Origin of the sequence: Maricaulis sp., assembly GCF_039978735.1 — a bacterium.
Taxonomy (GTDB): Bacteria; Pseudomonadota; Alphaproteobacteria; order Caulobacterales; family Maricaulaceae; genus Maricaulis.
In genome coordinates, this window is record NZ_JBDWAS010000009.1 from 16,113 (window position 1) to 38,569 (window position 22,457).

Below are 22,457 nucleotides of genomic sequence, written 5' to 3' on the forward strand. Positions count from 1 at the left end.
ACCGGATCTAGTTCCCGTCTTCGCCGTTGTCGGCACCGTGCCAGGCGCGGATCTGCATCGGCTCGGACGGTTCCCAAAGCGTCGATGCGGCCCGGGTCTGGTTCTGAAAACCCGTATTGATCGCACCGACGAGCGTATCGACGATACGCTGGCGGTCGCTGCGGGTGTTGAGGATGTAGGGCGTTACGAGAACAACCAGCATGGTGCGGCGGCTCGACAGGGTTTCATTGCCGAAGGCATTGCCGATAAAAGGCACGTCCTTCAACAGGGGGACGCCCCCATTGCCGCGCGTGAAGCGGTTCTCGATCAGCCCGCCCAGAACCGCCGTCTGACCGTCCTGCAGCGACAGTTCAGAGGTCATGCTGCGGTTGGAAATGATCGGGCTGGCGATCGCCTCGTTCTCATTGGTCTCGGCCGAGGAAACTTCCTGGCTGATTGCCAGGTCGATGCGGTTGCCGCTGTAGACCAGCGGCGCCACGGTCAGGATCACACCGGTCGAGCGGTACTGCACCGTCTGGAGAATGTCGGACGAACCCTGATTCTGGGTATCCGCAGCGCGCTGCGAGGTGATGATCGGCACGTCGGTGCCCACCTGCACGAAGCCTTCGGAGCCGGATCGCGTGATAATACGTGGCGTCGAGAGCACATTGATCTGGTTGCTGGACGAACCGGCCGTACCCGTCAGCGTCACCTGGCCGGTATCAACGACAGCAGAGATTCCGCTTTCGGTGTTGATGTTGGCGGAGAACTGCGCGGCTGTATCGGTGTCGAAAACGGCGTCCAGACCGAAATTGACATCATCGGTGAGGGTCACTTCGGCGATGGTCACTTCGATCATCACTTCCGGCAGCGGGGTATCGAGCTGGCGCAGCAGCGACTCGATCTCCGAATACTCCGCGCGGGTTCCAAAGAAGATAATGCGGTTGCCCATCGGGTCGACGGTCAGGCCGTCGCCGCCGCCGATCACGCGGGGTGAGTTGTCCCGCTGGCTGCGCTGATTGCGCTGGCCGTCCTCGTTGGTCGGCGCGGTCTGCGAGGTCTCGGGCGCGCTGCCGGCCGTGCCCGGCGCGGCATGACCCATCGCAACATTGACGACCTGGGCGAGAATCTCCGCGCTTGTATTCTGCACATTGTAGACATGCGCGATCCGCGCCTCGGCCTCATAGGCGTCCGCATCCAGACGGCGCGCCGTGGCGACGACATGGTTGGCCAGCGAGCGCTCCCGCGCAAATACCATCAGCTGATTGGTGTAGTTCAGCGGCAGAAGCGTGATCGCCCGCGGCTGACTGCTGCCCAGTGCGACATAGTAGCCCTCGACCGTCAGGATGGATTGCAGATCCCGCGCGAGATCCTGGACGGCCCAGTTGCGCGGCGTGAAGGTGATGACCTGTGTCCCTGCAAAGCGCAGCTCGTCCATCTGCTCGACAATCGCCAGCGCAGCATCGACCGTGTCGGACAGTCCGCTGAGCACCATCGAATTGCTGCCGCGGTTGGTCCGGATGGTCAGCTGGTCGTCTTCCGGGAAAGCCTGTTCGAGGATGACTTCCATGTCCGCTGCATCGATTGCCGTCAGCTCCACGAACTGCACGATCGGACGCAGGTCGCTCGGCACGCTGGGCCGGGCACGCGACCGGACGAATTGCGGAATCTGGGCGCGCAGCTCATCCATGCCGACAATACGGAACAGCCCGTTCTCATAGGTGACGGCAAGCCCGTAATCCTTCAGTGCTTCCTCGACGAGGGCGAGGAAAGTGCTCGGCGGCATGTCGTGCACGCTGCGCAGGGAAATGATGTCGGAGCGCTGCGCCACGTCCGGACCGATGGAGAAGGGCTGGTTCAGCACTTCGCCGAAGACCGTGTTGACGAAGCTCGGCAGCGGTTGCGGCGGCAGGGTGACATTGATCGCCGGACCGTCGAGCGTTTCGGTTACCGGGTCATAGCGTCCTGTTCCCGAGGTGCCGCGACCGAGAGAGGGCACGGTACGGGAAGCGGTTTGCTCCGTGCCCGTTTCGGCACCCGGCTCCTGCAGATCGACCGGGCCCTCACCCGGAGCGCCGCGGCCTTCGCGTGCATCGCCGCCGGACAGTTCAATCCCCAGCGGACCCGATCCGCTGAGCCAGTCGAACCGCTCTTCCCCGCCCGTGCTGGCACAGGCCGAAAGAACGCTCGCCAGCACCACCGGCATGCTCAAAAACCGCAACTTCATACTAGCCTTCCCTGGAGGGGTACGCATCGAGCGTGCGTGTCCGTCCCTCTCGCTCGAACGTAACAGATGTTGCCGAAATCGCAGCCACTTGCCAATCATCGGCCAAGACGTCGCCGATCTGCAGCATCCGGCAGCTTCCGTCTTCGCGTGCAATGCAGATCGTCCAGCCATCGCCGCGGTTGAGAAAAGCCGCAAGTGCCGGATCGGCAAATGCCGCTTCAACCGCGTCAATGCCCAGTGCTTCGGTGTCTGTATCGACGGCAAGGGCCATATCGCCCAGTGGTTCGGCATCCGGGTAGAGGCCGCTGGCGACGATCCGCCCCACAAGCGCGTCCACCTCATCTGCCGTCCACGGGTCGACCGGCTGGGCGATGCGCGCATCGCGGTCGACCGACGCGGTTTGACGGCGTTCACTGCCCGTCAGTCCGACCGCCAGTGCGCCGGCTGCCAGAAACAGCGCCAGAAGCAAGCGGAAGCCCGAGGTCATGATGCCTCCCCGGTTGCCGTCTCGACAATGGCCGGCGCCCGCAGCGTCGCCTGAACGATCGTGTTGCCGCGCACCCACTGGAAGTCGGATGGCACGACGGCACCGTCCAGGGTCTGCAGGCGCTGGAAGAAATTCAGGAACTGGCCGGCCCGGTCCCGGGCTGTCAGCGTGATCTCGAACTCCAGCCGCCCGTCCGCCGCGAGCGCGTCCGGCCGCGCCTGCACCTCGACCCGTACACGATCAAGACCGGCCTGGGTGGCAGCACTCTCGATAGCGCTCTGCAGCCGCGCCGAAACGATACCCGTCGTCGCGCCGCGCCAGAAGCGCGCCTCGACCCGTTCTTTCTGGGCAGCCAATTCCCCCGCCGCGTCCAGCCATTGTTGACCATTCGCCAGGCTGCGCTGGATCGCAAGGGAGCGATCGAGTTCGCGCACGTCCTGCTGCCGCGCGGCGACCGAGGTCGCCAGATTGCTCAGCCCGACCGCGGCCAGCAGGACAACCAGTATCCCGACACCGGCCAGCGCCCGTGGTGTTGCCTGCTCGCGAAGGGTATCGACCAGCTTGCGAAGACTGTCCGGCATCAGCTGCGCCCTCCGTTCTCGAAGGTCGCGAAGATCCGCCAGCGATCAGGCCGGCCACCGGGCTCCAGGCGCACATCGCGCAACACGGACGTGTCTTCAAGCGCTTCAACCAGACTCGCCAGCGGCAAATCGGAATTGCCGGTGAGCTCGATCTCCATCCTGCCATCGCGGACCGCGAAGGTTTCCAGTGTGGCATCGAACCCGGCGGCAGCCTCCGCGAACACGGCCAGGGCCGCCGCAGGGTGCGGTGCTTCAAGCAGTTCCGCATAGGTCTGGAGCGTGCCGGCCAGCGCCATGGACTCGGCGCGGGCCGCGACCACTTCCGAGGAGCTTTCGGCAAGCGTCGCCAGTTCGCGCTCGAGCGCGTCCGCCGTCATCGTGGCGCGCAGCCACTGTCCGCCCAGATACAACGCCGGGACCAAAAGCAACAGAATGGCCAGCGCGAGGTAATCGCGTGCCCGAATGCGGGAAACGGCGGCGCCGGCACGGTTCACCAAAGCGGCGATATCGACATCGCCCTTGGCATCCGTGCGCTCGGATGTGTCGCCAAAGGCGGGAACGGCCCGCACGAACCGGCGCCACTGCGCGTCGTCCGGCTCATGATCCCACCAGCGGCTGGCGACGAGCTGGCCGCCCTGCCAGACCTGCCCCTCGAAACCGCCGTCACGACGCCGCAGGACTTCACCGACGGCGACAGGGTCCAGCAGCGATTCCGGAACGATATCGGCTTCCGCTCCTGCGAGCGGCTCCAGGATGTTTTTCGGCCAGCTCCAGATTCCCACCCGTCCACCGGACCAGACCAGCCGGATATCGGGATCCTTGAACGGGGACCGCGCCCGCGCCGCCAGTTTCGCCGCCTGTATGGCACGCATGTCGCGCTGGCCGGCCGGTGCAGGAATGGACTCGAAGTGACAGTGACGCCGGCTCAGGACCACACGCTCGCCAACGACAAGACGGCGCAAGGGCGTACCACACCGGTCGATCGAACCGGCGGCAGTCACCCGGCTATCGACCGGCTTCAGGAAGCGGCTGGATTGACTCATCCGCGGTCATCCCCAACACGTCACGCACATACTCGCCTCCAATACGGTATCTATAGGCAAGCGAAAAGGGCGCCCGAACACTTTCCGGTGTCAGCGTGTAGACCGAAATCCATGCATGCCGTGCCGGACGATCATGGACAATCACGGCGAACTGGCCTGTTGCCGAAGTCGGGGCCGACAGAATGTCGGCCGCCGGATCGAGTTGCGGCCAGTCAATTCCCGCGAAATCGACCAGATATCCGTCCTGATAGTCTTCATAGGCCTCCTGCGCATCATCCACCGAATCGGTGAGCAGCCGGAGCATGGACATGCCGGCGAGACGCGCATTGATCTGGCGCGTGCCGCGATTCATGGTCAAAAGCAAAAGCCGGTCGTGGTCCGCACAAATGTCTTCGCGCGCCCAACCGGCGACCTGGCAGATTTCCAGCGGACTGACGATCGGCCGGTTGGGTGGCATGTCACTCCCGGAATAGGCTGCCTGCTCCGCGCCACCCGGACGCCTCAGATCATCCTCGTCCTGGTAGTCGGCCAGCGCTGCGGCCAATCCGGCCTGGCGCAGGTCCGGAATGCCCAGCGCCGTCATCCGCGCATCCCGTCCATCGACGCCCAGTAGTCCGGCGTTGAAAAAGGCCTGCTGATCGAGATAACGCACGACGAATTCGTCGGCGTATAGACGCGGTTCGCCGTTGGCACGCAGCAGGGTCACCTGGCTCGGGTCCTCGATTGTCCGGCCGACGAGGCGATCGGTCGCGCTAAGGCCACCAATTTCGATCCCGTTTGCCGACATCGGACTGGTCAGCGCGTGATAGAGAAAGGTCTGGTCGGCTGACAGCGCCCCTATTTCGCGCTCGAAGTCCACTTCCTGCCGGGCATAGCTTTCAATACCCCGCTGGACCTGGGATGCCGCAACACCGACGATCAGGGTTATGACCACGATCGCAGCCAGCGCCATTGGGAAGGCGTAACCCCCGCGCAAACCGGCGTGTTTCGCGGACCGCCCCCTCATTGCACCATCTCGACATAGTCCGAGACGCGGGGACGCGGCGGCTGCGTCTGCGGCAAACCTAGAAACAGGTCCACCGCCGGCTCGGTACCGGGACCGGAAACGCGCAGGACACGGGGGATGGGCCGGTAGTAAGGCGCCTGCCCATGACCGAGCGCCACGAATCCGGCGGCCGGGGGCCAGTCGGCGCTCCATCCGTCGCTCGACTGCCTGCCCGCGAAATAACTCAGCTGCAGCCGCCCTTCCGGCAAACGCACCACTTCGAACCGCTCACCGCCCTCCTCATAGTAGAGAACAGAGCCCCGCCCCTCATCCTCGACCGTCAGCCTGTAGGGCTGCACGCCCTCACCATCGAGCCCGATTGTCCGGGCCGTCAGGCCGCTGGCCTGGCGGTCGTCACCCGCAAATCCACCATCCATATCGGAGTAGGTTACGAGCGTGGCGGAAACGGCATGGCGCAGCGCGTTGACGTCCAGGCGATCATGCAGGGTCGAACGGACATGGCGCTCGATGCGCAGTCCCGTCGCAGAGGCCGACCGGACGGTCTGAAGAACGAGGGCGGACACGATGGCAGTGATAGCCAGCATGACCAGGACTTCCATCAGGCTGTAGCCTGCGTCCTGCTTATTGCCACGCCCCCCTGTCAGCCGACTAACCCCCGATAAGCGTCCGATCATCCGCGAGACTCATGAACATGCTGTGCAGCTCTTCCCAGGCGGCCTCATCGCCTCCCGGGAGCGGCCGCTGTGCAGCCTGGATCTCATCATAGAGGGCACGCGCCTCCGCATAAAGCGGCTCGGCCTCAAGCTCGGGCAGAATCGTGTCGGCCTCGGCATGCGTGCGCGAGGAATTCAGCCGGTCGGCCAGCGGCGCCATGCAGTCGGTGCAGTGCGGTTCGCCCAGGAAATCAGCGATATCGTCGAGAAGCGCCTGCGGTTCAGCTTCCAAGCGGGCAAAATCGACCAGTTTCACGCGCGCCGATCCCAGCGCCCGCTCGGCCGCCCAGGCCGTGCGCGTATGGTGCAGCCAGACCGTCAGCGCTTCGGCAGCCGCTTCAACCGGCTCGGCCCCGACGCGGTCGAACTTGGCGAGTGAAGCCACAACGGCGTGCGGTGCGCGCAAATGATGCAGGAAACGGGCTCCAGGAAACATCGGCGCGAGCGCCCAGACATAGAAGGTGTTCAGCGGCGTGCCGTCGACCCAGTGCTGCTTGGTGTCCGTCTTCCGGCGCTTGATGAACAGCGCGTGCTTGTCGAGCTGACTCGCCTTGGGGACACCCGAATGGCCATAGAGGTCAAGACAACGGCGGCGGAAGGCATCCTGCACGACAGTATCGATGAACCGGCCATGGTGCGCGAAGAAGTCCTCGACCGGGTAGTCGACATTGGACAGGTGCGAGCGCTTGCCGCGGTCCGACCCGGATTTGAAGGCCTGATAGGCCCCGACACACGACGCCGCGATCCAAGCCGTTTCCGGCATGGGCTGGACGTTGGGATGCTGCCCCAGGGCCCAGGTCATGACCGACGTGCCGGACCGGGGCGCACCGATGATGAAGATTGGCCGGACAGCGTCGGACGGTGAACCCTCATGACCCATGGGTTGTGTATCCTCATAAATTCAGACCGGCTTTCTAGGGGGATCGCCGGGCACGCGCAATTGCAGCAATGAGAAAAGGACGCAACAGGTTCCGGACGTCGTTCAGCAGCCCCAAGCTTGCCTCTGGCACGTCTCAGGCGATCCGCTGATCGAGCGAGCAGGTGCGCCGGGCGAGCGAAAACACGTATTCACGACCGCGCGGCGTGGTCACCTGCAGACGCCCGCCATTGCAGACGCCCGCGGGCGAAAATGTCACCGCCTCGTCGACAAGGATATACCAGCCGACCGGCAGATCGGCCGCCAGCGCCGCTTCGGCCTCGCCGGCATCGATGACACGGGCATCGATCTGGCTGGCGGCACGCAGATCGGTGAGGCCGATATCGATACCGCGCAACACACTCTGCACGCGCTGCTGCTCGATCATGCGGATAAGGGCCGGGGTGGAGACGGTCAGTGCGACCGCAACAATCGCGACCACCACGACCACTTCGAGCATGGTATAGCCAGCGCGGAGAGGTCCGGGCATGGCCAGGCTCCGCTAGATGCCGATATCGGCGTCGAGACCGCTGCCGCCTTCGGCATTGTCGGCCCCCAGGCTGTAGACCTGGCCACGGTCGGACTGACCTTCAGCGGCGCGATAGCGATAGGGGTTGCCCCAGGGATCGTTCGGAAGATCCTCGTCCAGATACGGGCCCTGCCACATCGCCGAGACCGACGGGTTCGGCGTGCTGAGAAGAGCGAGGCCTTCCTCGTTGGTCGGATACCGGCCGATATCGAGACGCATGGAATCCAGCGCGGTTTCCAGCATGTCGATCTGGGTCTCGGCCGAGGTGACGCGGGCGCGATCGAGCTGGCCGAACAGGCGCGGCGCCACCAGGGTGGCGAGCACTGCAATGATCGCCACGGCGACCAGGATTTCCATCAGGGAGTAGCCGGGCCGGGCAACCGAAAACCGCTCGCCGACCGCTTTGAGGACAGCTTTAAGTCTGGACATCAACGCACATTCCGTTTTCAAACTCGGCCTTCAAGTCTAGCACGCCCGTTTTTGACAAGCGAGATTCCATGCCACGTCACCTGTCGCCGGAAGAAGCCGAGGAGCTCAAGCCGGGCTCGGACAATTACCGCGCCTATGTCGGTCCGCCCCGCCGCTTCGGCCTGCTCACCCTGTCACAGATGTCGCTGCTCGCAGCGCTGGGCCTGGAAGAAACCGATTATGTGCTCGACTTCGGCTGCGGCTCGCTGCGCCTGGGGCGCTCGCTCATCCCCTTCCTGCGCGAAGGCCGCTATTTCGGCGTCGACCCCAATCTCTGGCTGATCGATGACGGCTTCAAATACGAGACGGGCGAGGATCTCAAGGCGCTCAAATCGCCGCAATTCTCCGGTTCCGACGCTTTCGACTGCACCGTCTTCGAACGCGAGTTCGACTTCATCATGGCCCAATCGATCATCACCCATGCCGGCGCCGACAATACCCGCAAGCTGATCGAGAGCGCCGGCCGGGCGATGAAACAGGATGGCATACTCATGCTCTCCTATCTCAAGGGCGAGGCGGGCACGCCGCTGCCGGAGGAGCCCTGGACCTATCCGTTCAACGTGCCCTATCCGGAAAGCTGGCTGCAGCAGACATGCGCGGATGCCGGCCTGATCTGGCGCGAGCTGGACTGGCACCATGCCGGTGCGACCTGGGCTGCTGTCGTGCGTGATGAACGCCGGCTGCCGCTGGACGATCGCAGACTGGGCTATCGCGGTGTGGCCGCACCGCGCTGGCGGGCCGGATAGGCACCGTCGCTAGAGCGCGATGTCGTAGAGGCTGGTCATTGCCATCACCAGGCTGACCACGATCGCGCCGACCACCGAGGCAATGAACAGGACGGCCAGCGGCTCGGCCAGCGAGGTCAGCCGCTTGGCCCGGTCCTTGGTCTCGGTCTCGTACATCTCGGCGACAAAGAGCAGCATTTCGTCCAGCGAGGCGGCCGCCCGGCCGGTCTTGACCAGATTGATCGTCATCGAGTCGAAATCGGTATAGGCGCGCAAAGCGTCCTCGATCGGCTCGCCCGAGCGGATCGCCCGGCGCACTTCGGCCAGGGCCTGCTGCCAGCGCACCGACGTCAGCGAAGCCTCCGCCAGCGCCAGCGCTTCCAGTAGCGGCGCACCGCCTGACAGCGCCGTCCCGGAAATCCGCGCCCAGCGCGCAATCTCGCTGGCCTTCAGGAAAGAGCCGATCACCGGCATGCGGAACAGGAATTCGCGCAGCCCGGAGCGGAAGCCGGCATTCTGCGAAAGCATGTAGCCGCCGCCGATCAGCCCGGCCAGGCCGATCCCGGCCTCGACCATATGGGCGCGAAGCCAGACGCCGGTCTCGATCACCACGCGCGAGAAACCGGGCAGTTGAGACCGGTCATCGCCCAGCAGCGTGGCGAAGCGCGGCACCACGAACAGGAAGATGAACAGCACGGCGACAACGCCCATCACCGCCAGGAAGGACGGGTAGGCCAGCGCATTGCGCACCTCGGCCGCCGCACGCAAGTCCTGCTCCATCTGGCCGGCGATGTCGTTGAGCGCGCGCGGCAGATCGCCGGTCGCCTCGCCCAGCTCGACCAGGCGCGGCACATAATCGGGAAAGCCGCGCAGTGACTGCTTCATCGCCACTGAAAGCCGCGTCCCCGAGCGCAGGGCGCGGCGGATCTCGTCGGCGGTCTCGGCCAGCTCGCGGCAGGGCTCGTCGCCGCCGATCGTCTCGAAGGCTGACAGAAGCGGACTGCCCGCGCGCAGCAGCATGGCGAGCTGGCGCATGAAGCGGAAGCGGTCCTGCGGCCGCGCCTTGTTTCGGTCGTAGCGCCGGTCGGTCAGCCGCGCCTCGCGGATCTGGAAGGCGGAGATCGACTGGGCCTCGAGCTGGCGCAGCGCGTCGACCTCATCGGCCGCGGAGATACGGCCCTCCACTTCCCCGCTGCCGGCTTTCAGTCCCTTATAGATGAAGGTTGCCATGAACCGCCGCTCCTTGAGGACCTAGCACCGTGTGAACCGGGCCATGCGCTGGTCGCGCGGATGGCCCCATTCGCCGACAATGGTGAGGTCCCAGCCCTCCGGTGTCGCTGCAGCCAGCGTGCCATGGCGGATATCGAACGGGTCACGGTCGTGCCAAGTCACGATACCGCCCGGCTCGTGGATCACCGGATCGCCGTCGGGACAATCGTCGGGCCGGTGGAAATAGGTGATATAGACCCGCCCGCCCGGCACGAAGTGCGGCGCGACGGCAGCGAGACAATCAGTCAGCTGTGACAGCGGCAGGTGGGTGAAGACCGACTGCGCCAGGCCAAAATCGAAGCGCACGCCGAAGGGTGCGACATCCCAGTCGGCCGTCGCGTGCAGATGGTTGGGCGGCAGTTTCGAGCCGAGGCCCGCGGGCAGGATCTCGCGTTCATAACCGGCTTCGAGGAGATCGCGGCTGATATCGATGCCGTAATAACGGTCGGCGTCGAGATAGCGGGTCAGCGGCACACCGGCCCGCAGCGATCCGCAACCGATATCGACCAGCCGGTGATGCGGCTTCAGCCCCTGCGCCACGAGAAAATCGTGCTGCAGCGCGCCCAGCTCGTCCCACATGCCGCCTATCACATCGCGATGCTCGCCGACCTCGACGCGCCGGCGCACGAGGTCGAGATTGTGATATTTGGTGATGAAGTCGGTCTCGCGGGTCATTCCGGCCCTTCTCCCCCGGCGAAAGTCTGCACGTCGGCCACGGCGGACGGGCCGAGATCCCCGAACAGCAATGGCGCACGCTGGGGCACAGCATAGTCCATTTGCCGGATCTGTCGGTACTGGTCCGCATAGATGTCCCAGGTGGTGCGCCCGTCCGGCGCGGTGGGCTTCTCGACACCCTTTGCCGTTGTCACACCGCCATGATGCTGGTGGAACGTCCCCTCGCCGACCAGCAGGACATAGAGGGCGTCGGGATGCTCGACGGCGCGGCGGAAGAAGTCGTGATTGACGATGCCGCCGCCGGGAATGTCGAACCGCTCGTCATAGCCGCCGATCGCCTTGTAGAAGGCTTTCGAGACGATGATCGCATTGCTCTCGGCGATCGGAGCCAGCCAGCCCTTGCGCGCCGACAGGCCCAGACAGCCGATCTCGAACAGGCGATGCCCGTCGTCCGGCCAGCCGATCGAGTCGAGCAGCGCGTCCTCGGTGGCCGCATCATAGCCCTGCTTCACCGCTTCCTGCTGCACGATATGGCCGAGATGATAGCCCATCGTTGCGATCACCGGGCAGTCCGACAGACGCGCCGCCAGCATCGCCTTGCGCAGGATGCCGGGGGTGGCGATACGGGCTCCATCGATCACCGGGCAGACCCATTTGCCGCGTGCCTTGGCCACCCCGAGATTGAGGGCATGGGCTGGCGAGCCCGGCGCATTCTCGATGTTGAAATAGCGCACATTGGCCGGCCATCCGGCGCGCACGGCCTCGGGAACGGGCCGGCTCGACCCGTTCTCCATCACCAGGATCTCGATATCGCCCGGCGCCATCTCCTGCTGGTAGGGCGCGAGGAAGGACTGCACCGTGCGCGGCACTTCGCGCGGCATGTCGTAGGCGACGATGATGACGGAGATGCGGGGCCTAGACAGCATGGCGCTCGAGCTCCTGCCAGATGGCCTCCACCCGTTCAGGCACGGGGCGCGACGCCGCCTGGTGTTTCAGCGCCCGGTCGAAGAACTGACCGGCGGCTTCCGGGTGCGGCAGGCCCAGATCGCGGGCGATCGCCGTGACCTTGTCCACATAGAGGCCGCCATCGATATCATAGCGCACGATCGGAAAATCATGCTGCCGCCGCAGCGCGCAAAGCGCGTGGTTATAGGCCGCCCAGATATCCAGCGCGGCATCCGGATCCATCGGCTCGCCCCAGGCCTTGGCGCGGGTACACAGCGAGGCAATCACGGCTTCGGGATGGCGGTAGGTGCCGACGAAGCGGGGGCTGAAGCGCTTCAGCCAGCCTTCCATCAACATGAGGGAGCGCGGATCCTTGCCGCCCCAGGGTGTGTGGGCCGCCGCCGTGGCCGTGGCATCGGACAAGGCGTCCAGATCGGCATCCGTCCAGACGACGGGCGAGGCAGGCGGCCGGTCCCAGGCGGCACCATGGCGGTCCAGCAGGGCATCGTGCAGCTGCATGACGGCGAGATTCTCGCGATTGCCGCGCTGATTGTGCGGCGCCTGCGTATTGACCTCGCCCAGATGGAGGCCGGCCGCTTCCAGGCAGCCCGCAAGGCAGGATGTGCCGGAGCGGTGCATGCCGACGACCAGTACGGGCCGGTCGTCATGGCCACTGTGCTTGCCGGCGGTCTCAGGCATGGGCAGCCGAGGCCTGGCCGAGCACACGCAGGATCTCCTCGGTCGAGGTATAGCCCTGCGCGGCCTTCACCAGCCCGTCCTCATACATGGTCAGGAAGCCGTCCTGGCGGGCCGCGGCGATGAGATCGCTTTCCGGCCGCGCTTCGTTGATTGCCTGGCGCACGGCATTGGTGAAGCGGGCGACCTCGAACACCGCAACCCGGCCGGAATAACCGGTGCCGGAGCAATGCGCGCAACCGCGCGCTTCGCGCCAGTGCGGCTGGTTGACGCTGTCCGGCAGATCGGCCCCGCCACGGCGCGCCTCGTCCAGCCGCGCCTCGCCCTGGGCAATCGCCGCCGGGCCTGCGGGCACGCTGCAATGGCCGCACAGGCGGCGGACCAGGCGCTGGCCCATCAGGCCGCGCAGCGAGGCGGAGACCAGGAAGGGCTCGACGCCGAGATCAACCAGACGTTCCACCGCCGACAGGGCCGTATTGGTGTGCAGGGTGGAGAAGACCAGGTGACCGGTCAGCGCGGCCTGCACGGCGATGCCGGCGGTCTCGCCGTCGCGGATCTCGCCGATCATGATCACGTCCGGGTCCTGGCGCAGGATGGCGCGCAAGCCGCGGGCAAAGGTGTAGCCGATATCGGCGCGCGCCTGGACCTGGGTAATCCCGTCCATGTCGTATTCGACCGGATCCTCGATCGTGATGATCTTGCGCTGGCCGTCATTGACGCCTTCCAGACCGCGATAAAGCGTCGTCGACTTGCCCGACCCGGTCGGCCCGGTCACCAGGATCACGCCATTGCGTTCTTCCAGCAACGCCTGGAACGCCTCCATCGACCGGCCTTCCAGTCCCAGCCCCTCAAGGCTGGGCAGGCTCTGCTGCTTGCGCAGGAGACGCAGCACGATGCTCTCGCCCCAGGCGCCCGGCAGGCTGGAGACCCGCAGGTCAATATCCTGGCCGGCGAAGCGCACCGACTGGCGGCCATCCTGCGGCAGGCGGCGTTCGGCGATATCCATTCCGGACAGGAGCTTCACCCGCGAGGCGACGGCATCGAACCGGCTGCGCGGCAATGTGTTCACCGTGCGCAGTACGCCGTCGATCCGGAAGCGGATCTGCACATGGGTTTCGAAGGGCTCGATGTGAATGTCCGACGCGCCCTGGCGCAATGCGTCCTCGAACATGCCATTGACCAGATCGATGACCGGGGCTTCCTCGGCCATCTCGCGCAGCCGGTGAAGATCGTCGGCATCGTCGGCGCTGGCGACACGTCCGGACGAGCGCAGCGAGGCGAGGGCGCCATCGAGCAGGCGGGTCGGACCCAGCCACATAGTGGCCGGTCCGCGCCAGACCCGCTCGAGCGCCTCGAGCACCGGCGGATGAAGCGGTGCACGGGCGAACACGTTCAGCTGCGGCAGCTCGGCTTCAGGCGAAAATTGCTCTGCGGCATAGGGATCGGCATGTCCCAAAAGCCCATTGTCGGACGTGTCTCCCCCCTCTCCCCGACCCTCTCCCGAGGGAGAGGGAGCGTTTTCAGCCGCTTGCTCATCTTTGGCTTCGAACCACAGCACGGTGTCGTGCTGCAGCAACCAGTCCGGCGCGAGGCCGAGACGGTCAGCCGCGGCGCGATAGGCAGACGGTTCTTCCGGCAGGGCCGTCGCATCAAGAACGGGAAAATCGAGCTGGCGCGACAGGGCTGCCAGAAGCACGTCTTCGGAGAGAGCGCCGACGCGCAGCAGGGCCTGCCCGAACAGGCCGCCGACCTTTGCCTGGAAGCGCGCTGCAGCCTCGACATCCTCTGCCGTGACATGGCTGTCCTCAAGCAGGATCTCGCCGATACGCCGATTGTCCATGAACGCCCTGCCCTTGTTGCCGGCTACGCCCTCGCCTCAGGGCGGCGAGCCTAGACGAGAACGTTGCAAAGAAACAGTGTTCCGCGTCAGCAGGGTCGGCAGTTCCGTCCAGGCGGCTGACGCAGCCGCCGGCATCCGGACAAAAAGAAAGGGCGGCCGAAGCCGCCCTTCCCCAGTTCTCGAAACCGAGACGGATTAGCCGTCCAGGTCCTGGTCGATGGTACCGACCGTCATTTCGGTCAGCGAACCGTCCGGAGCCGTCACGAAGCGGCGGAAGGTCAGGTTGTCTTCCGTCTGCTCGATCGTGATGCGCAGGTCGGCGCGGCCCGGATCATCAGCCAGCAGGGTGGTGATGGAACCGGAGGTCATGACCATTTCGCCACCGGCAGCCAGCGGAGAAGCCGTTTCCGTGATGCCCGGATCGACGAAGGTGCCGTCCGAAGCCGTCAGCACTTCGACGAAGACGCGAGCGTCGGCGGCGGAGATGTTGCTGATGCGGAAGACGTTGGTCGAACCGTTGGCCGCAGCAATGGCCGAGGACGCGAACCACGGAACCACAACGGTGGTGCCTTCGCGAACGACCGAAGCGAGCGTGCCGGTGACGTCAGCTTCGTCGATAAAGGCAGCGCCCAGATCGACAGACACGGCCAGCGTGTAGTCGGACGGGTTGATCACATCGTCGGCAGCGGCGTCATCCAGAACAATGTTGGACGGGCCGAAGCCACCAGCGCCGAGCGCCGGACCCAGGTCAGCGGTCGACTCATCGTCGGCCACATTGTTGACGCCGTTTTGACCGGCGATCGCGACTTCGCCTGCACCATCAAACGCAGACACGTCACCAGACAGGGTGGCCGTGATGTCATCGACGTCATTGGTGCAATCGACGGCATTGCCGTTGAGGTCGACATCGATACCGACATTACAGTCGAGCTCGACCGTGCCGATGAGGCCGTTACCGCCTGCACCATCGAACTGGGTGTAGATCGGGTTGGCGTCCAGATCGGCAATCGTGTCGGTCGGGTTCGCAACGATGGAAACGCTGAAGGCGTCGTCCAGGGACACGAAGCCGAGCGTGGCCGTGCCGCCGTCAACCGGCGTGGAACCGGAGTCGGTGATGATGTTGGTGGAGACGCCCAGATCGCCAGCGCCGGTCAGATCGATCGGCAGGGAGAAGCCGATGTCATCGCCGGAAGCGAAGCTGCCGCCGGAGGTGAGGACATCATCGCAGCCGTCGATGCCGGAAACCAGGAAGGTCACCGTGGACGAACCGGCGGTACCGCCCGTGGAGACCGACGCGCTCGACGCGCAGGACGCGTCAATGTTGGCGACGGTGATGGCCTGATCGAACGTACCGTTGGTCAGGGTGACCGTCAGCAGAACGTCGTCGGTCGTGAAGACGCCGGCGGTGTCCTGTTCGATATAGAACTCGAAGTCACCGTTGTGGGCGCCGGCCGCAAAGTCCAGCTCGGCAGCGAGCGAAACAGCGGCTTCAACTTCGAAGCCCGAGGTGGACGTCGAAGCAATGCCGGTGTTCGCGGCGACCAGGTCGTAGGCGCTCGCCGAGCCGGCGAGCAGAGCAGCCGTAGCGGCACCTACAAGAAGCTTAGTCATTTTCATTTCTGGGTTCCCCCATCTACAAATTTCTAGCCATGGCTGTTCAGCGCCTATGGCTGCCAGGAATTGCGAACACGTATGAGCCTAGAAACGCAGCCCCAGACGCACCCGCGGAGACGCCCCCTCAGTCACTAGAGCGCCGAACAGGGTGGAGTTAAGTCAGTCGGCAAGCGCAGGTCAAGCCAAAAAGTGGGCCCCGGCACGCCGCCTGCATGGGGATGACGCCCCAAAAGCGCCACATTGTCACCTTCCTGCAACGGTTTGACCGATAATGGTGAAATGCAGCTGTCAAGGATGCCGCATGGTTAACTGCCGCAGAGCCGCGGCGCACTGCCACATCCGGCAGGAAGGGCCCGAAATGCCCTGCTGCAGCCGGTCAGGTTTGACGCCTCCCCGGGGGATGGGTATCGAACCTGTGTCCCAGTGGAGTTTTCCCGATGGTGTTCGACATCCCCGGCAGGCCGCAGAAGCCTGCCCTGACACCCCTGCTCAAACAGGCCTCTCCCGACGAGGAAGCCGTCGGCCACATCAAGGCCGGCCTGCAGCACCTCAGCGGCAATAATCTGAAGGGCGCCATCGCCTCGTTCCGCACGGCACTCGGCCTGTCGCCGCGCAATGCCTTCGCCCTGCACAATCTGGGCGTGGCCTACCTGCACACCAACCAGCCCCGGGCCGTCATGGCTGCGGCGATCCTGTTCCAGAGCGCCATACTGTTCCAGCCGAAGAACGAGCAGTTCCGGATCAGCCGGATCACGGCACTCCACCGCCTGGGCCGCAAGGCAGAAGCTCATCGGGCCGCACTGGATGCGGCCCAGGCGCTGGGACAGACGCCGAAGCTGAAAGACGCGATTGCCCGCTTCCGGCGCGACAAGATCGAGCCCGCACGCGCGATTTCCATGTTGAAGGTCGTGCCCAGGGAGAGGTTGCACCAGCTTGACAGGCTTGCCGAACGGCATGAGATGGCCGAGCTGGAGCAGCGGGCCAGCCTGCTCGCCCAGCAAGCGCCTGCTGTTACGCGCCCTTGGCTGCATCTCTATAATCTGATGATGATGCAATCGCGTCTGCACGAGGCGGAAGCCTGCATGCATCACGTACTGGCGCTGGAGCCGAAGTCGGTCGATATGCCGTCGACCCAGGCCAATACCTACCGCTCGATGGGCGATAGCGATGCAGCGCTGGAACTCATCCGCGCCACGCTGCGCCGTCTCGGCCCGGATGTCCGCCTGTATCGCCGGGGTGCCGAGATAGCCGTACTCGGTGGCGCATTTGCCGACGCCATCCAGTTTGGCCGCGACGGGGTGAAAGCCTTCCCCGACCAGCCGGAAGCCTATACCGGGCTCGGCGGCGCCCTCTCGGCGAGCCGCCGCGACGATGAGGCTCGTGAGGCGTTCCTGAAAGCGCTCGAACTGGCGCCGGACGATGAGCACCCTTACCAGGCCGCCATGTCCTTCTTCGACACGCTCAACGATTCAGACGCCATGGAGGCCCTTGTCGCCCGGGCGGAAGCGCGGGGCGTTTCCCTGTCCAACCGCCGCACGGCACATGTCATCGCACGCCTAGAGGCACGCAGGAACCGCCATCAGGACGCCTATGACCGGTTGATCCCGCACTACGACCCGCAGGCAACCGACAATGTCAATCGGCACATCGCCATGACCATCGGCCGGATCTGCGACAAGCTGGAACGGCATGACGAGGCCTTCCACGCATTTACGCGAGGCAACAGGCTGGCGGCCGACTTCGAACGCGGCCGGGGCATCATACGCGCTGAGGAATACACGCATCGCCTCGATATCTGCGACGCCTGGCTCGACAAGGTCGCTGAAGACGAGTCGATTCACGGTGCGTCCTGGGATGAACCCGCCGATGCACCGGTGATGGGCTTTATCGTCGGCTTTCCGCGATCCGGCACGACCCTGCTCGACACCATCCTGCGCTCACACCCCGATGTGGAAGTGTTCGAGGAAAAGCCGCTGCTCAGCCATGTCATTGTCGAGCAGGGCCGCTTTAACGGGCTGCCGCAGCAGACCAACCGGCGCGATGTCGCCGCGAGCTTCTTTGCGACAAACCGCCAGCCGCTTCGCGACATCTATTTCAAGCAGATGGAATCCCTGTCCGAGTATGCACCCGGCGAGAAGCGGGTGAATATCGACAAGCTGCCGCTCAATCTCGCCTATGCCAACCACCTGAAATACATGTTCCCGAACGGCAAATTCATCTTCGCCCAGCGCGATCCGCTGGATTCGGTCCTGTCTTGCTTCATGCAGGACTTCGACCTCAACGCGCCCATGATGCACTTCACGGATATCGTCATGGCGGCGCGGCTCTATGACCGTGTCATGCGGCTCTGGTTCAAGGCCGTGGACATTCTCGGCATCGACCCGGTCGTCGTGCAGTACGAACGCCTGATCGAGGATCATGAAAGCCAGGTCCGCCCTGTGCTCGACCGTCTCGGCATTCCGTGGGACGAGCGCGTCACGAACTATATCGAGACCGCCCGCAGCCGGGGCCGGATCAACACGCCGAGTGCGACACAGGTCATACAGCCGCTCTATACCACGTCCCGGGCGCGCTGGCGCCGGTATCGCGAACATCTCGAGCCGATCATCCCGATCCTGCAGCCCTGGCGCGAGAAGCTGGGCTATGGACCGATCGATGCCGACTGACACCCTCCAGCCACCGGAACATCATGCAGATCGAACGCTTCGCCATTGACGGCCCGCTCCTGTTCACCCCGCCCCGCTTCGGCGACGATCGCGGCTGGTTCTGCGAGCACTGGAATGCCCGGCGGCTGGCCGATGAGGCCGGGCTGGATGTGCGCTTCGTGCAGGACAATCTCTCCTTCACCGCGCGGCCCGGCACGCTGCGCGGCCTGCACTACCAGGCCCCGCCCATGGCGCAGGGCAAGCTGGTCTCGGTGGTGACAGGCGCGGTGACCGATATCATCGTCGATATCCGCGAAGGCTCAGCCACATACGGACAGCATGCCGCCGTGGAACTCTCCCGCGAGACGGGGGTTCAGCTGTGGGTGCCGCCGGGCTTCCTGCACGGTTTCGTCACCCGCACGCCGGATGTGCACATGCTCTACAAGGTGACCGAATACTATTCCGCCGAACACGACGGCTCGATCGCCTGGGACGACCCGGATCTGGGCATCGACTGGGGCGTGCAAGACCCGGTGCTGTCTGGTAAGGACGCGCAAGCGCCGCGCCTGGCCGAGCATCAGGCCCGCAATGGCAGTATTTTCCCGCAGGGATGGGACAGGACATGAGCAAACGCGTACTCGTCACCGGCGGCGCCGGTTTCATCGGATCGGCCCTGTGCCTGCGCCTGGTGGATCAGGGCTGGACGGTGACCAATCTGGACGCGCTGACCTATGCCGCCGCGCCGGCCTCGCTGGCCGCGCTGGACGGGCACGACCGCTATACGCTGGTGAAGGCCGATATCCGCGATGCCGAGGCCGTCAAGGCCGCCTTCGAGACGGCGCGCCCGGATGCCGTGATGCACCTGGCGGCGGAAAGCCATGTCGACCGCTCGATCACCGGCGCCGGGATCTTCGTCGACACGAATGTGATGGGCACGTTCACCCTGCTGGACGCCGCCCGCGCCTGGCGCGACAGCCTGCCGGCGGACCGGGCCGGCGCGTTCCGCTTCCTGCATGTCTCGACCGACGAGGTGTTCGGCTCGCTTGGCGCCGAAGGCCTGTTCTCCGAGACGACCGCCTACGACCCGTCTTCTCCCTATTCGGCGTCCAAGGCCGCGTCCGACCACCTCGCCCGCGCCTGGGGCCGCACCTACGGGCTGAACATCCTGGTGTCGAACTGCTCGAACAATTACGGGCCGCGGCAATTCCCGGAGAAGCTGATCCCGCTGATGATCCTCAATGCGCTCGCCGGCAAGGACCTGCCGGTCTATGGCGACGGGTCGAATGTGCGCGACTGGCTGTTCGTTGACGACCACGCCCGCGCCCTGATCGACATTGTCGAGCGCGGCCGCGCCGGCGAGACCTATTGCATCGGCGGCAATGCCGAACGCACCAATCTGGATGTGGTGCAGGCGATCTGCGACATTGTCGACGACCGCCGCCCCGGTGGTGTGGCGCGCCGCGAGCTGATCCGCTTTGTCACCGACCGCCCGGGCCATGACGCCCGCTACGCGATCGATAGTTCCAGACTGCAGGACGAGCTGGGCTGGTCGCCCTCGCTCGATTTCGAGACCGGGCTGGCACAGACCGTCGACTGGTATCTGGATCATGAAGCCTGGTGGCGGCCGATCCAGGAAGGGGTCTACCGCCAGGAACGCCTCGGCCTGCCGGCATGACACAGGCGCCGCGCCCTGTCCTGGTGATCGGCGCCAGCGGCCAGCTGGCCCGCGCCCTGGCAGGGACCGGTGGCGGCGACGATGTCGTGACAGCGGGGCGCGACCGGTTCGACGCGCTGACCGGCGATGCCGGCGCCCTGTTCGACGCGGTCGGCCCGCGGGCCGTGATCAATGCCTCGGCCTGGACCGATGTGAACGGTGCGGAGACCGCGCGCGACGGCGCCATGGCACTCAATTGCGAGGCTGTCGCCCGCTTGGGCGCCGCCGCAGCCGAACGCGAACTGCCCTTCTTCCACATCTCCACCGACTATGTCTTCGACGGCAAGGCACCCGCCCCGCTCGACGAGACCGCAACCACCCGGCCGCTCAACGTCTATGGCGAAAGCAAGCTGGCCGGCGAACAGGCCCTGGCCGAGGCTCATCCGGACGCGGTGACGCTGCGCGTTGCCTGGCTGTTCGACGCGGAAGGCGGATCTTTCCTGAAGGCGATTCTCGGCCGGCTCGAACAGGGCCAGCCGGTGAAGGTCGTCGCCGACCAGTATTCCGCCCCCACCTGGGCCGGCGATCTGGCGCGCGATCTTCTCAAAATGTCGCACGAGCATCCGTCGGCGCATGAAGGCACGGCGGGCGTGTTCCATTATTGCGGCGGCCGTCACGTCAACTGGGCCGACTTCGCCCGCGCCGCAGCTTCCCTCGCCGGCGACCGCCTGCCCGCGACCGCCGACATCACGGAAATCGCCTCGAGCGACTGGCCGCAACCGGCCGAACGTCCGCTCGACACCCGGCTCGACGCCTCGCGTCTCCAGCGCGTCTGGCATATCGGACCGGGCGACTGGCAGGCCGGCCTGCGTGCCGTGATCGAAACCCGCTACAGCTAGAGCTTCTGGTCGAAGGCGCCGACTTCCGGGAATTTCGCCAGCACGCCTTCGATCTCCGCGAAGATCGCCGCCACATCCTCTTTCGAGTTCGGGCTTTCGATCACCACCACCAGGTTCGGCGTGTTCGACGACGCGCGCACCAGGCCCCAGGCACCATCGGCCAGCGAGAAGCGCACGCCATTGACGGTGTTGATGTCGGCAATCGCCCTGCCGGCCACCTGGTCGCCGTCTGCCTTCTTGCTCTCGAAGACTTTCACGATGCGTTCGACGACATCGTATTTCTTCTCGTCATCGCAAGCCGGCGACATGGTCGGCGAGCCATAGCTGACCGGCAGCGCGCGGCGCAGATCGGCCATCGATCTGTCCGGATTGCGGTCGAGCATCTGCAACACGGCGCGCGCTGCGACCAGGCCATCATCATAACCGCGGCCGATCGGCGGCTGCAGGAAGAAGTGCCCGGACTTCTCGAACCCGGCCAGTGCACCCAGCTCCTTCGAGCGGCGCTTGATGTAGGAGTGGCCGGTCTTGAAATAGTCGGTCTTGCAGCCGTGTTCCTTGAGCACCGGATCGATGGTGAACAGGCCCGTCGATTTCACATCCACCACAAAGGTCGAACCGGGATGCAGCGGCGCGAGGTCACGTGCCAGCATCAGGCCGATCTTGTCGGCGAAAATCTCCTCGCCCTCATTGTCGATCACGCCGCAGCGGTCGCCATCGCCATCAAACCCCAGACCGACATCGGCGCCATGCTCGAGCACCGCATCGCGCATGGCGTGCAGCATCTTCATGTCTTCCGGATTGGGATTGTAGCGCGGGAAGGTATGATCGAGTTCGCAATCCATCTCGATCACCTCGGCGCCCATGGCGCGCAGGGCCTGCGGCGCAAAGGCGCCGGCCGTGCCATTGCCGCAGGCGGCAACCACCTTGATCGGACGGCTCAGCGAGACGCCTTCGGCAACATCGGCGAGATAGCGCTCGGCAACGCCCGCCTGGCGGACATAGCCACCGCCATCGCGCGTCTTCGCATCCCCGTTGAGCACGATTTCCTTGAGCCGGCTCATCTCGTCCGGCCCGAAGGTCAGCGGACGCTGGGCGCCCATCTTCACACCGGTCCAGCCGTTGGAATTATGGCTTGCCGTGACCATTGCGACGCACGGAATGTCCAGGTCGAACTGGGCGAAATAGGCCACCGGCGACAGCGCCAGGCCGATATCGTGCACCTCGATCCCGGCCGCCATCAGGCCGACTTCCAGCGCCTGCTTCACGCTCAGCGAATAGGAGCGGAAATCATGGCCGACAACGATCTTCGGCTCCACGCCCAGCTCGTGGATCAGCGTGCCCAGCCCCATCCCCAGCGCCTGCACGCCATAGAGGTTGAGATCCGGCGCCTGGTCGGAACCGGGATGACCGAACCACCAGCGCGCATCATATTCGCGAAAGCCCGTCGGCTTGATCAGGGCTTCATTCTCGAACGCCCAGCTATTGGGCGTCAGCGCGGCGTGCGGCTTGGCGGTCATGATATCTCCCCGGAACAGGTTTGAGGCGG

Annotated in this window: 21 protein-coding genes; 5 read left to right on the forward strand and 16 right to left on the reverse strand. The window is 65.2% G+C overall.

Translation table 11 applies throughout. From position 1 onward, the window contains the following. Nucleotides 1-7 precede the first annotated feature (7 nt). From ABJO18_RS02920 to gspG, 9 genes are all read right to left on the reverse strand, one after another. Nucleotides 8-2,206, reverse strand: a complete 2,199-nt coding sequence (locus ABJO18_RS02920) for a hypothetical protein (protein ID WP_348507259.1) — start codon at nucleotides 2,204-2,206, stop codon at nucleotides 8-10. Between the two features lies 1 nt (nucleotide 2,207). Continuing rightward, entirely contained in the window at nucleotides 2,208-2,693 is a 486-nt protein-coding gene (locus ABJO18_RS02925; protein ID WP_348507260.1) for a hypothetical protein, read from the reverse strand. Then, nucleotides 2,690-3,274 (reverse strand): hypothetical protein, encoded by a 585-nt coding sequence (locus ABJO18_RS02930; protein ID WP_348507261.1) that lies wholly within the window; start codon nucleotides 3,272-3,274, stop codon nucleotides 2,690-2,692. Before ABJO18_RS02930 ends, ABJO18_RS02925 begins: the two co-directional genes overlap by 4 nt. Further along, on the reverse strand, nucleotides 3,274-4,317 hold the full coding sequence (locus ABJO18_RS02935) for a hypothetical protein (RefSeq protein WP_348507262.1): 1,044 nt from the start codon (nucleotides 4,315-4,317) through the stop codon (nucleotides 3,274-3,276). The genes ABJO18_RS02930 and ABJO18_RS02935 overlap by 1 nt, the downstream gene beginning before the upstream one ends. Then, nucleotides 4,280-5,269 (reverse strand): hypothetical protein, encoded by a 990-nt coding sequence (locus tag ABJO18_RS02940; RefSeq protein WP_348507263.1) that lies wholly within the window; start codon nucleotides 5,267-5,269, stop codon nucleotides 4,280-4,282. The genes ABJO18_RS02935 and ABJO18_RS02940 overlap by 38 nt, the downstream gene beginning before the upstream one ends. A 50-nt stretch (nucleotides 5,270-5,319) precedes the next feature. Continuing rightward, on the reverse strand, nucleotides 5,320-5,907 hold the full coding sequence (locus ABJO18_RS02945; protein WP_348507264.1) for a hypothetical protein: 588 nt from the start codon (nucleotides 5,905-5,907) through the stop codon (nucleotides 5,320-5,322). Nucleotides 5,908-5,971: 64 nt separating this feature from the next. Beyond that, nucleotides 5,972-6,916, reverse strand: a complete 945-nt coding sequence (locus ABJO18_RS02950) for a sulfotransferase (RefSeq protein WP_348507265.1) — start codon at nucleotides 6,914-6,916, stop codon at nucleotides 5,972-5,974. Between the two features lie 133 nt (nucleotides 6,917-7,049). After that, complete coding sequence (locus ABJO18_RS02955; RefSeq protein WP_348507266.1) at nucleotides 7,050-7,442, reverse strand: prepilin-type N-terminal cleavage/methylation domain-containing protein; 393 nt, start codon at nucleotides 7,440-7,442, stop codon at nucleotides 7,050-7,052. Nucleotides 7,443-7,454: 12 nt separating this feature from the next. Then, nucleotides 7,455-7,910 (reverse strand): type II secretion system major pseudopilin GspG, encoded by a 456-nt coding sequence (gspG, locus tag ABJO18_RS02960; protein ID WP_348507267.1) that lies wholly within the window; start codon nucleotides 7,908-7,910, stop codon nucleotides 7,455-7,457. A 68-nt stretch (nucleotides 7,911-7,978) separates the two neighbouring features. Here gspG and ABJO18_RS02965 point away from each other — a divergent pair, with 68 nt between their 5' ends. Next, nucleotides 7,979-8,695, forward strand: a complete 717-nt coding sequence (locus ABJO18_RS02965) for a class I SAM-dependent methyltransferase (RefSeq protein WP_348507268.1) — start codon at nucleotides 7,979-7,981, stop codon at nucleotides 8,693-8,695. A gap of 9 nt (nucleotides 8,696-8,704) precedes the next feature. On the opposite strand, the gene ABJO18_RS02970 is transcribed toward ABJO18_RS02965, so the two are convergent. The 6 genes from ABJO18_RS02970 to ABJO18_RS02995 all read right to left on the reverse strand — a co-directional run bounded on the left by ABJO18_RS02970 (nucleotide 8,705) and on the right by ABJO18_RS02995 (nucleotide 15,710). Beyond that, a complete protein-coding gene (locus tag ABJO18_RS02970) occupies nucleotides 8,705-9,904 on the reverse strand; it encodes a type II secretion system F family protein (protein WP_348507269.1) in 1,200 nt (399 codons plus the stop codon). Nucleotides 9,905-9,925: 21 nt separating this feature from the next. After that, a complete protein-coding gene (locus ABJO18_RS02975) occupies nucleotides 9,926-10,618 on the reverse strand; it encodes a class I SAM-dependent methyltransferase (protein WP_348507270.1) in 693 nt (230 codons plus the stop codon). Next, nucleotides 10,615-11,544, reverse strand: coding sequence for a glycosyltransferase (locus ABJO18_RS02980; RefSeq protein WP_348507271.1), 930 nt, complete (start codon nucleotides 11,542-11,544; stop codon nucleotides 10,615-10,617). Before ABJO18_RS02980 ends, ABJO18_RS02975 begins: the two co-directional genes overlap by 4 nt. Further along, a complete protein-coding gene (locus ABJO18_RS02985) occupies nucleotides 11,534-12,262 on the reverse strand; it encodes a sulfotransferase (protein ID WP_348507272.1) in 729 nt (242 codons plus the stop codon). Before ABJO18_RS02985 ends, ABJO18_RS02980 begins: the two co-directional genes overlap by 11 nt. After that, nucleotides 12,255-14,099, reverse strand: coding sequence for an ATPase, T2SS/T4P/T4SS family (locus ABJO18_RS02990; RefSeq protein ID WP_348507273.1), 1,845 nt, complete (start codon nucleotides 14,097-14,099; stop codon nucleotides 12,255-12,257). Before ABJO18_RS02990 ends, ABJO18_RS02985 begins: the two co-directional genes overlap by 8 nt. A gap of 195 nt (nucleotides 14,100-14,294) precedes the next feature. Continuing rightward, entirely contained in the window at nucleotides 14,295-15,710 is a 1,416-nt protein-coding gene (locus tag ABJO18_RS02995) for a hypothetical protein (RefSeq protein WP_348507274.1), read from the reverse strand. Between the two features lie 440 nt (nucleotides 15,711-16,150). Here ABJO18_RS02995 and ABJO18_RS03000 point away from each other — a divergent pair, with 440 nt between their 5' ends. Genes ABJO18_RS03000 through rfbD form a run of 4 tightly spaced genes read left to right on the forward strand, consistent with a single transcriptional unit; the run spans nucleotide 16,151 to nucleotide 20,911 of the window. Next, entirely contained in the window at nucleotides 16,151-18,379 is a 2,229-nt protein-coding gene (locus ABJO18_RS03000; RefSeq protein WP_348507275.1) for a sulfotransferase, read from the forward strand. A gap of 23 nt (nucleotides 18,380-18,402) precedes the next feature. Next, nucleotides 18,403-18,984 carry a dTDP-4-dehydrorhamnose 3,5-epimerase gene (gene rfbC, locus ABJO18_RS03005; protein ID WP_348507276.1) on the forward strand — a complete coding sequence of 194 codons (582 nt, stop codon included), beginning with the start codon at nucleotides 18,403-18,405 and terminating at the stop codon, nucleotides 18,982-18,984. Beyond that, the gene (rfbB, locus tag ABJO18_RS03010; protein ID WP_348507277.1) at nucleotides 18,981-20,033 is read left to right on the forward strand and encodes a dTDP-glucose 4,6-dehydratase; all 1,053 of its coding nucleotides are present in this window, start codon (nucleotides 18,981-18,983) and stop codon (nucleotides 20,031-20,033) included. Before rfbC ends, rfbB begins: the two co-directional genes overlap by 4 nt. Further along, nucleotides 20,030-20,911, forward strand: a complete 882-nt coding sequence (gene rfbD / locus ABJO18_RS03015) for a dTDP-4-dehydrorhamnose reductase (RefSeq protein ID WP_348515726.1) — start codon at nucleotides 20,030-20,032, stop codon at nucleotides 20,909-20,911. The genes rfbB and rfbD overlap by 4 nt, the downstream gene beginning before the upstream one ends. Here the strand turns inward: rfbD and ABJO18_RS03020 are convergent. Then, nucleotides 20,908-22,428, reverse strand: coding sequence for a phosphomannomutase/phosphoglucomutase (locus ABJO18_RS03020; RefSeq protein WP_348507279.1), 1,521 nt, complete (start codon nucleotides 22,426-22,428; stop codon nucleotides 20,908-20,910). The two genes, rfbD and ABJO18_RS03020, sit on opposite strands and share 4 nt — an antisense overlap. Nucleotides 22,429-22,457: the final 29 nt, after the last annotated feature.

Bases quoted from the DNA above. Each gene is read 5' to 3' on its own strand.
- ABJO18_RS02920 (WP_348507259.1), bottom strand. From the start codon at position 2,206: ATGAAGTTGCGGTTTTTGAGCATGCCGGTGGTGCTGGCGAGCGTTCTT.
- ABJO18_RS02925 (WP_348507260.1), bottom strand. From the start codon at position 2,693: ATGACCTCGGGCTTCCGCTTGCTTCTGGCGCTGTTTCTGGCAGCCGGC.
- ABJO18_RS02930 (WP_348507261.1), bottom strand. From the start codon at position 3,274: ATGCCGGACAGTCTTCGCAAGCTGGTCGATACCCTTCGCGAGCAGGCA.
- ABJO18_RS02935 (WP_348507262.1), bottom strand. From the start codon at position 4,317: ATGAGTCAATCCAGCCGCTTCCTGAAGCCGGTCGATAGCCGGGTGACT.
- ABJO18_RS02940 (WP_348507263.1), bottom strand. From the start codon at position 5,269: ATGGCGCTGGCTGCGATCGTGGTCATAACCCTGATCGTCGGTGTTGCG.
- ABJO18_RS02945 (WP_348507264.1), bottom strand. From the start codon at position 5,907: ATGCTGGCTATCACTGCCATCGTGTCCGCCCTCGTTCTTCAGACCGTC.
- ABJO18_RS02950 (WP_348507265.1), bottom strand. From the start codon at position 6,916: ATGGGTCATGAGGGTTCACCGTCCGACGCTGTCCGGCCAATCTTCATC.
- ABJO18_RS02955 (WP_348507266.1), bottom strand. From the start codon at position 7,442: ATGCCCGGACCTCTCCGCGCTGGCTATACCATGCTCGAAGTGGTCGTG.
- gspG (WP_348507267.1), bottom strand. From the start codon at position 7,910: ATGTCCAGACTTAAAGCTGTCCTCAAAGCGGTCGGCGAGCGGTTTTCG.
- ABJO18_RS02965 (WP_348507268.1), top strand. From the start codon at position 7,979: ATGCCACGTCACCTGTCGCCGGAAGAAGCCGAGGAGCTCAAGCCGGGC.
- ABJO18_RS02970 (WP_348507269.1), bottom strand. From the start codon at position 9,904: ATGGCAACCTTCATCTATAAGGGACTGAAAGCCGGCAGCGGGGAAGTG.
- ABJO18_RS02975 (WP_348507270.1), bottom strand. From the start codon at position 10,618: ATGACCCGCGAGACCGACTTCATCACCAAATATCACAATCTCGACCTC.
- ABJO18_RS02980 (WP_348507271.1), bottom strand. From the start codon at position 11,544: ATGCTGTCTAGGCCCCGCATCTCCGTCATCATCGTCGCCTACGACATG.
- ABJO18_RS02985 (WP_348507272.1), bottom strand. From the start codon at position 12,262: ATGCCTGAGACCGCCGGCAAGCACAGTGGCCATGACGACCGGCCCGTA.
- ABJO18_RS02990 (WP_348507273.1), bottom strand. From the start codon at position 14,099: ATGGACAATCGGCGTATCGGCGAGATCCTGCTTGAGGACAGCCATGTC.
- ABJO18_RS02995 (WP_348507274.1), bottom strand. From the start codon at position 15,710: ATGACTAAGCTTCTTGTAGGTGCCGCTACGGCTGCTCTGCTCGCCGGC.
- ABJO18_RS03000 (WP_348507275.1), top strand. From the start codon at position 16,151: ATGGTGTTCGACATCCCCGGCAGGCCGCAGAAGCCTGCCCTGACACCC.
- rfbC (WP_348507276.1), top strand. From the start codon at position 18,403: ATGCAGATCGAACGCTTCGCCATTGACGGCCCGCTCCTGTTCACCCCG.
- rfbB (WP_348507277.1), top strand. From the start codon at position 18,981: ATGAGCAAACGCGTACTCGTCACCGGCGGCGCCGGTTTCATCGGATCG.
- rfbD (WP_348515726.1), top strand. From the start codon at position 20,030: ATGACACAGGCGCCGCGCCCTGTCCTGGTGATCGGCGCCAGCGGCCAG.
- ABJO18_RS03020 (WP_348507279.1), bottom strand. From the start codon at position 22,428: ATGACCGCCAAGCCGCACGCCGCGCTGACGCCCAATAGCTGGGCGTTC.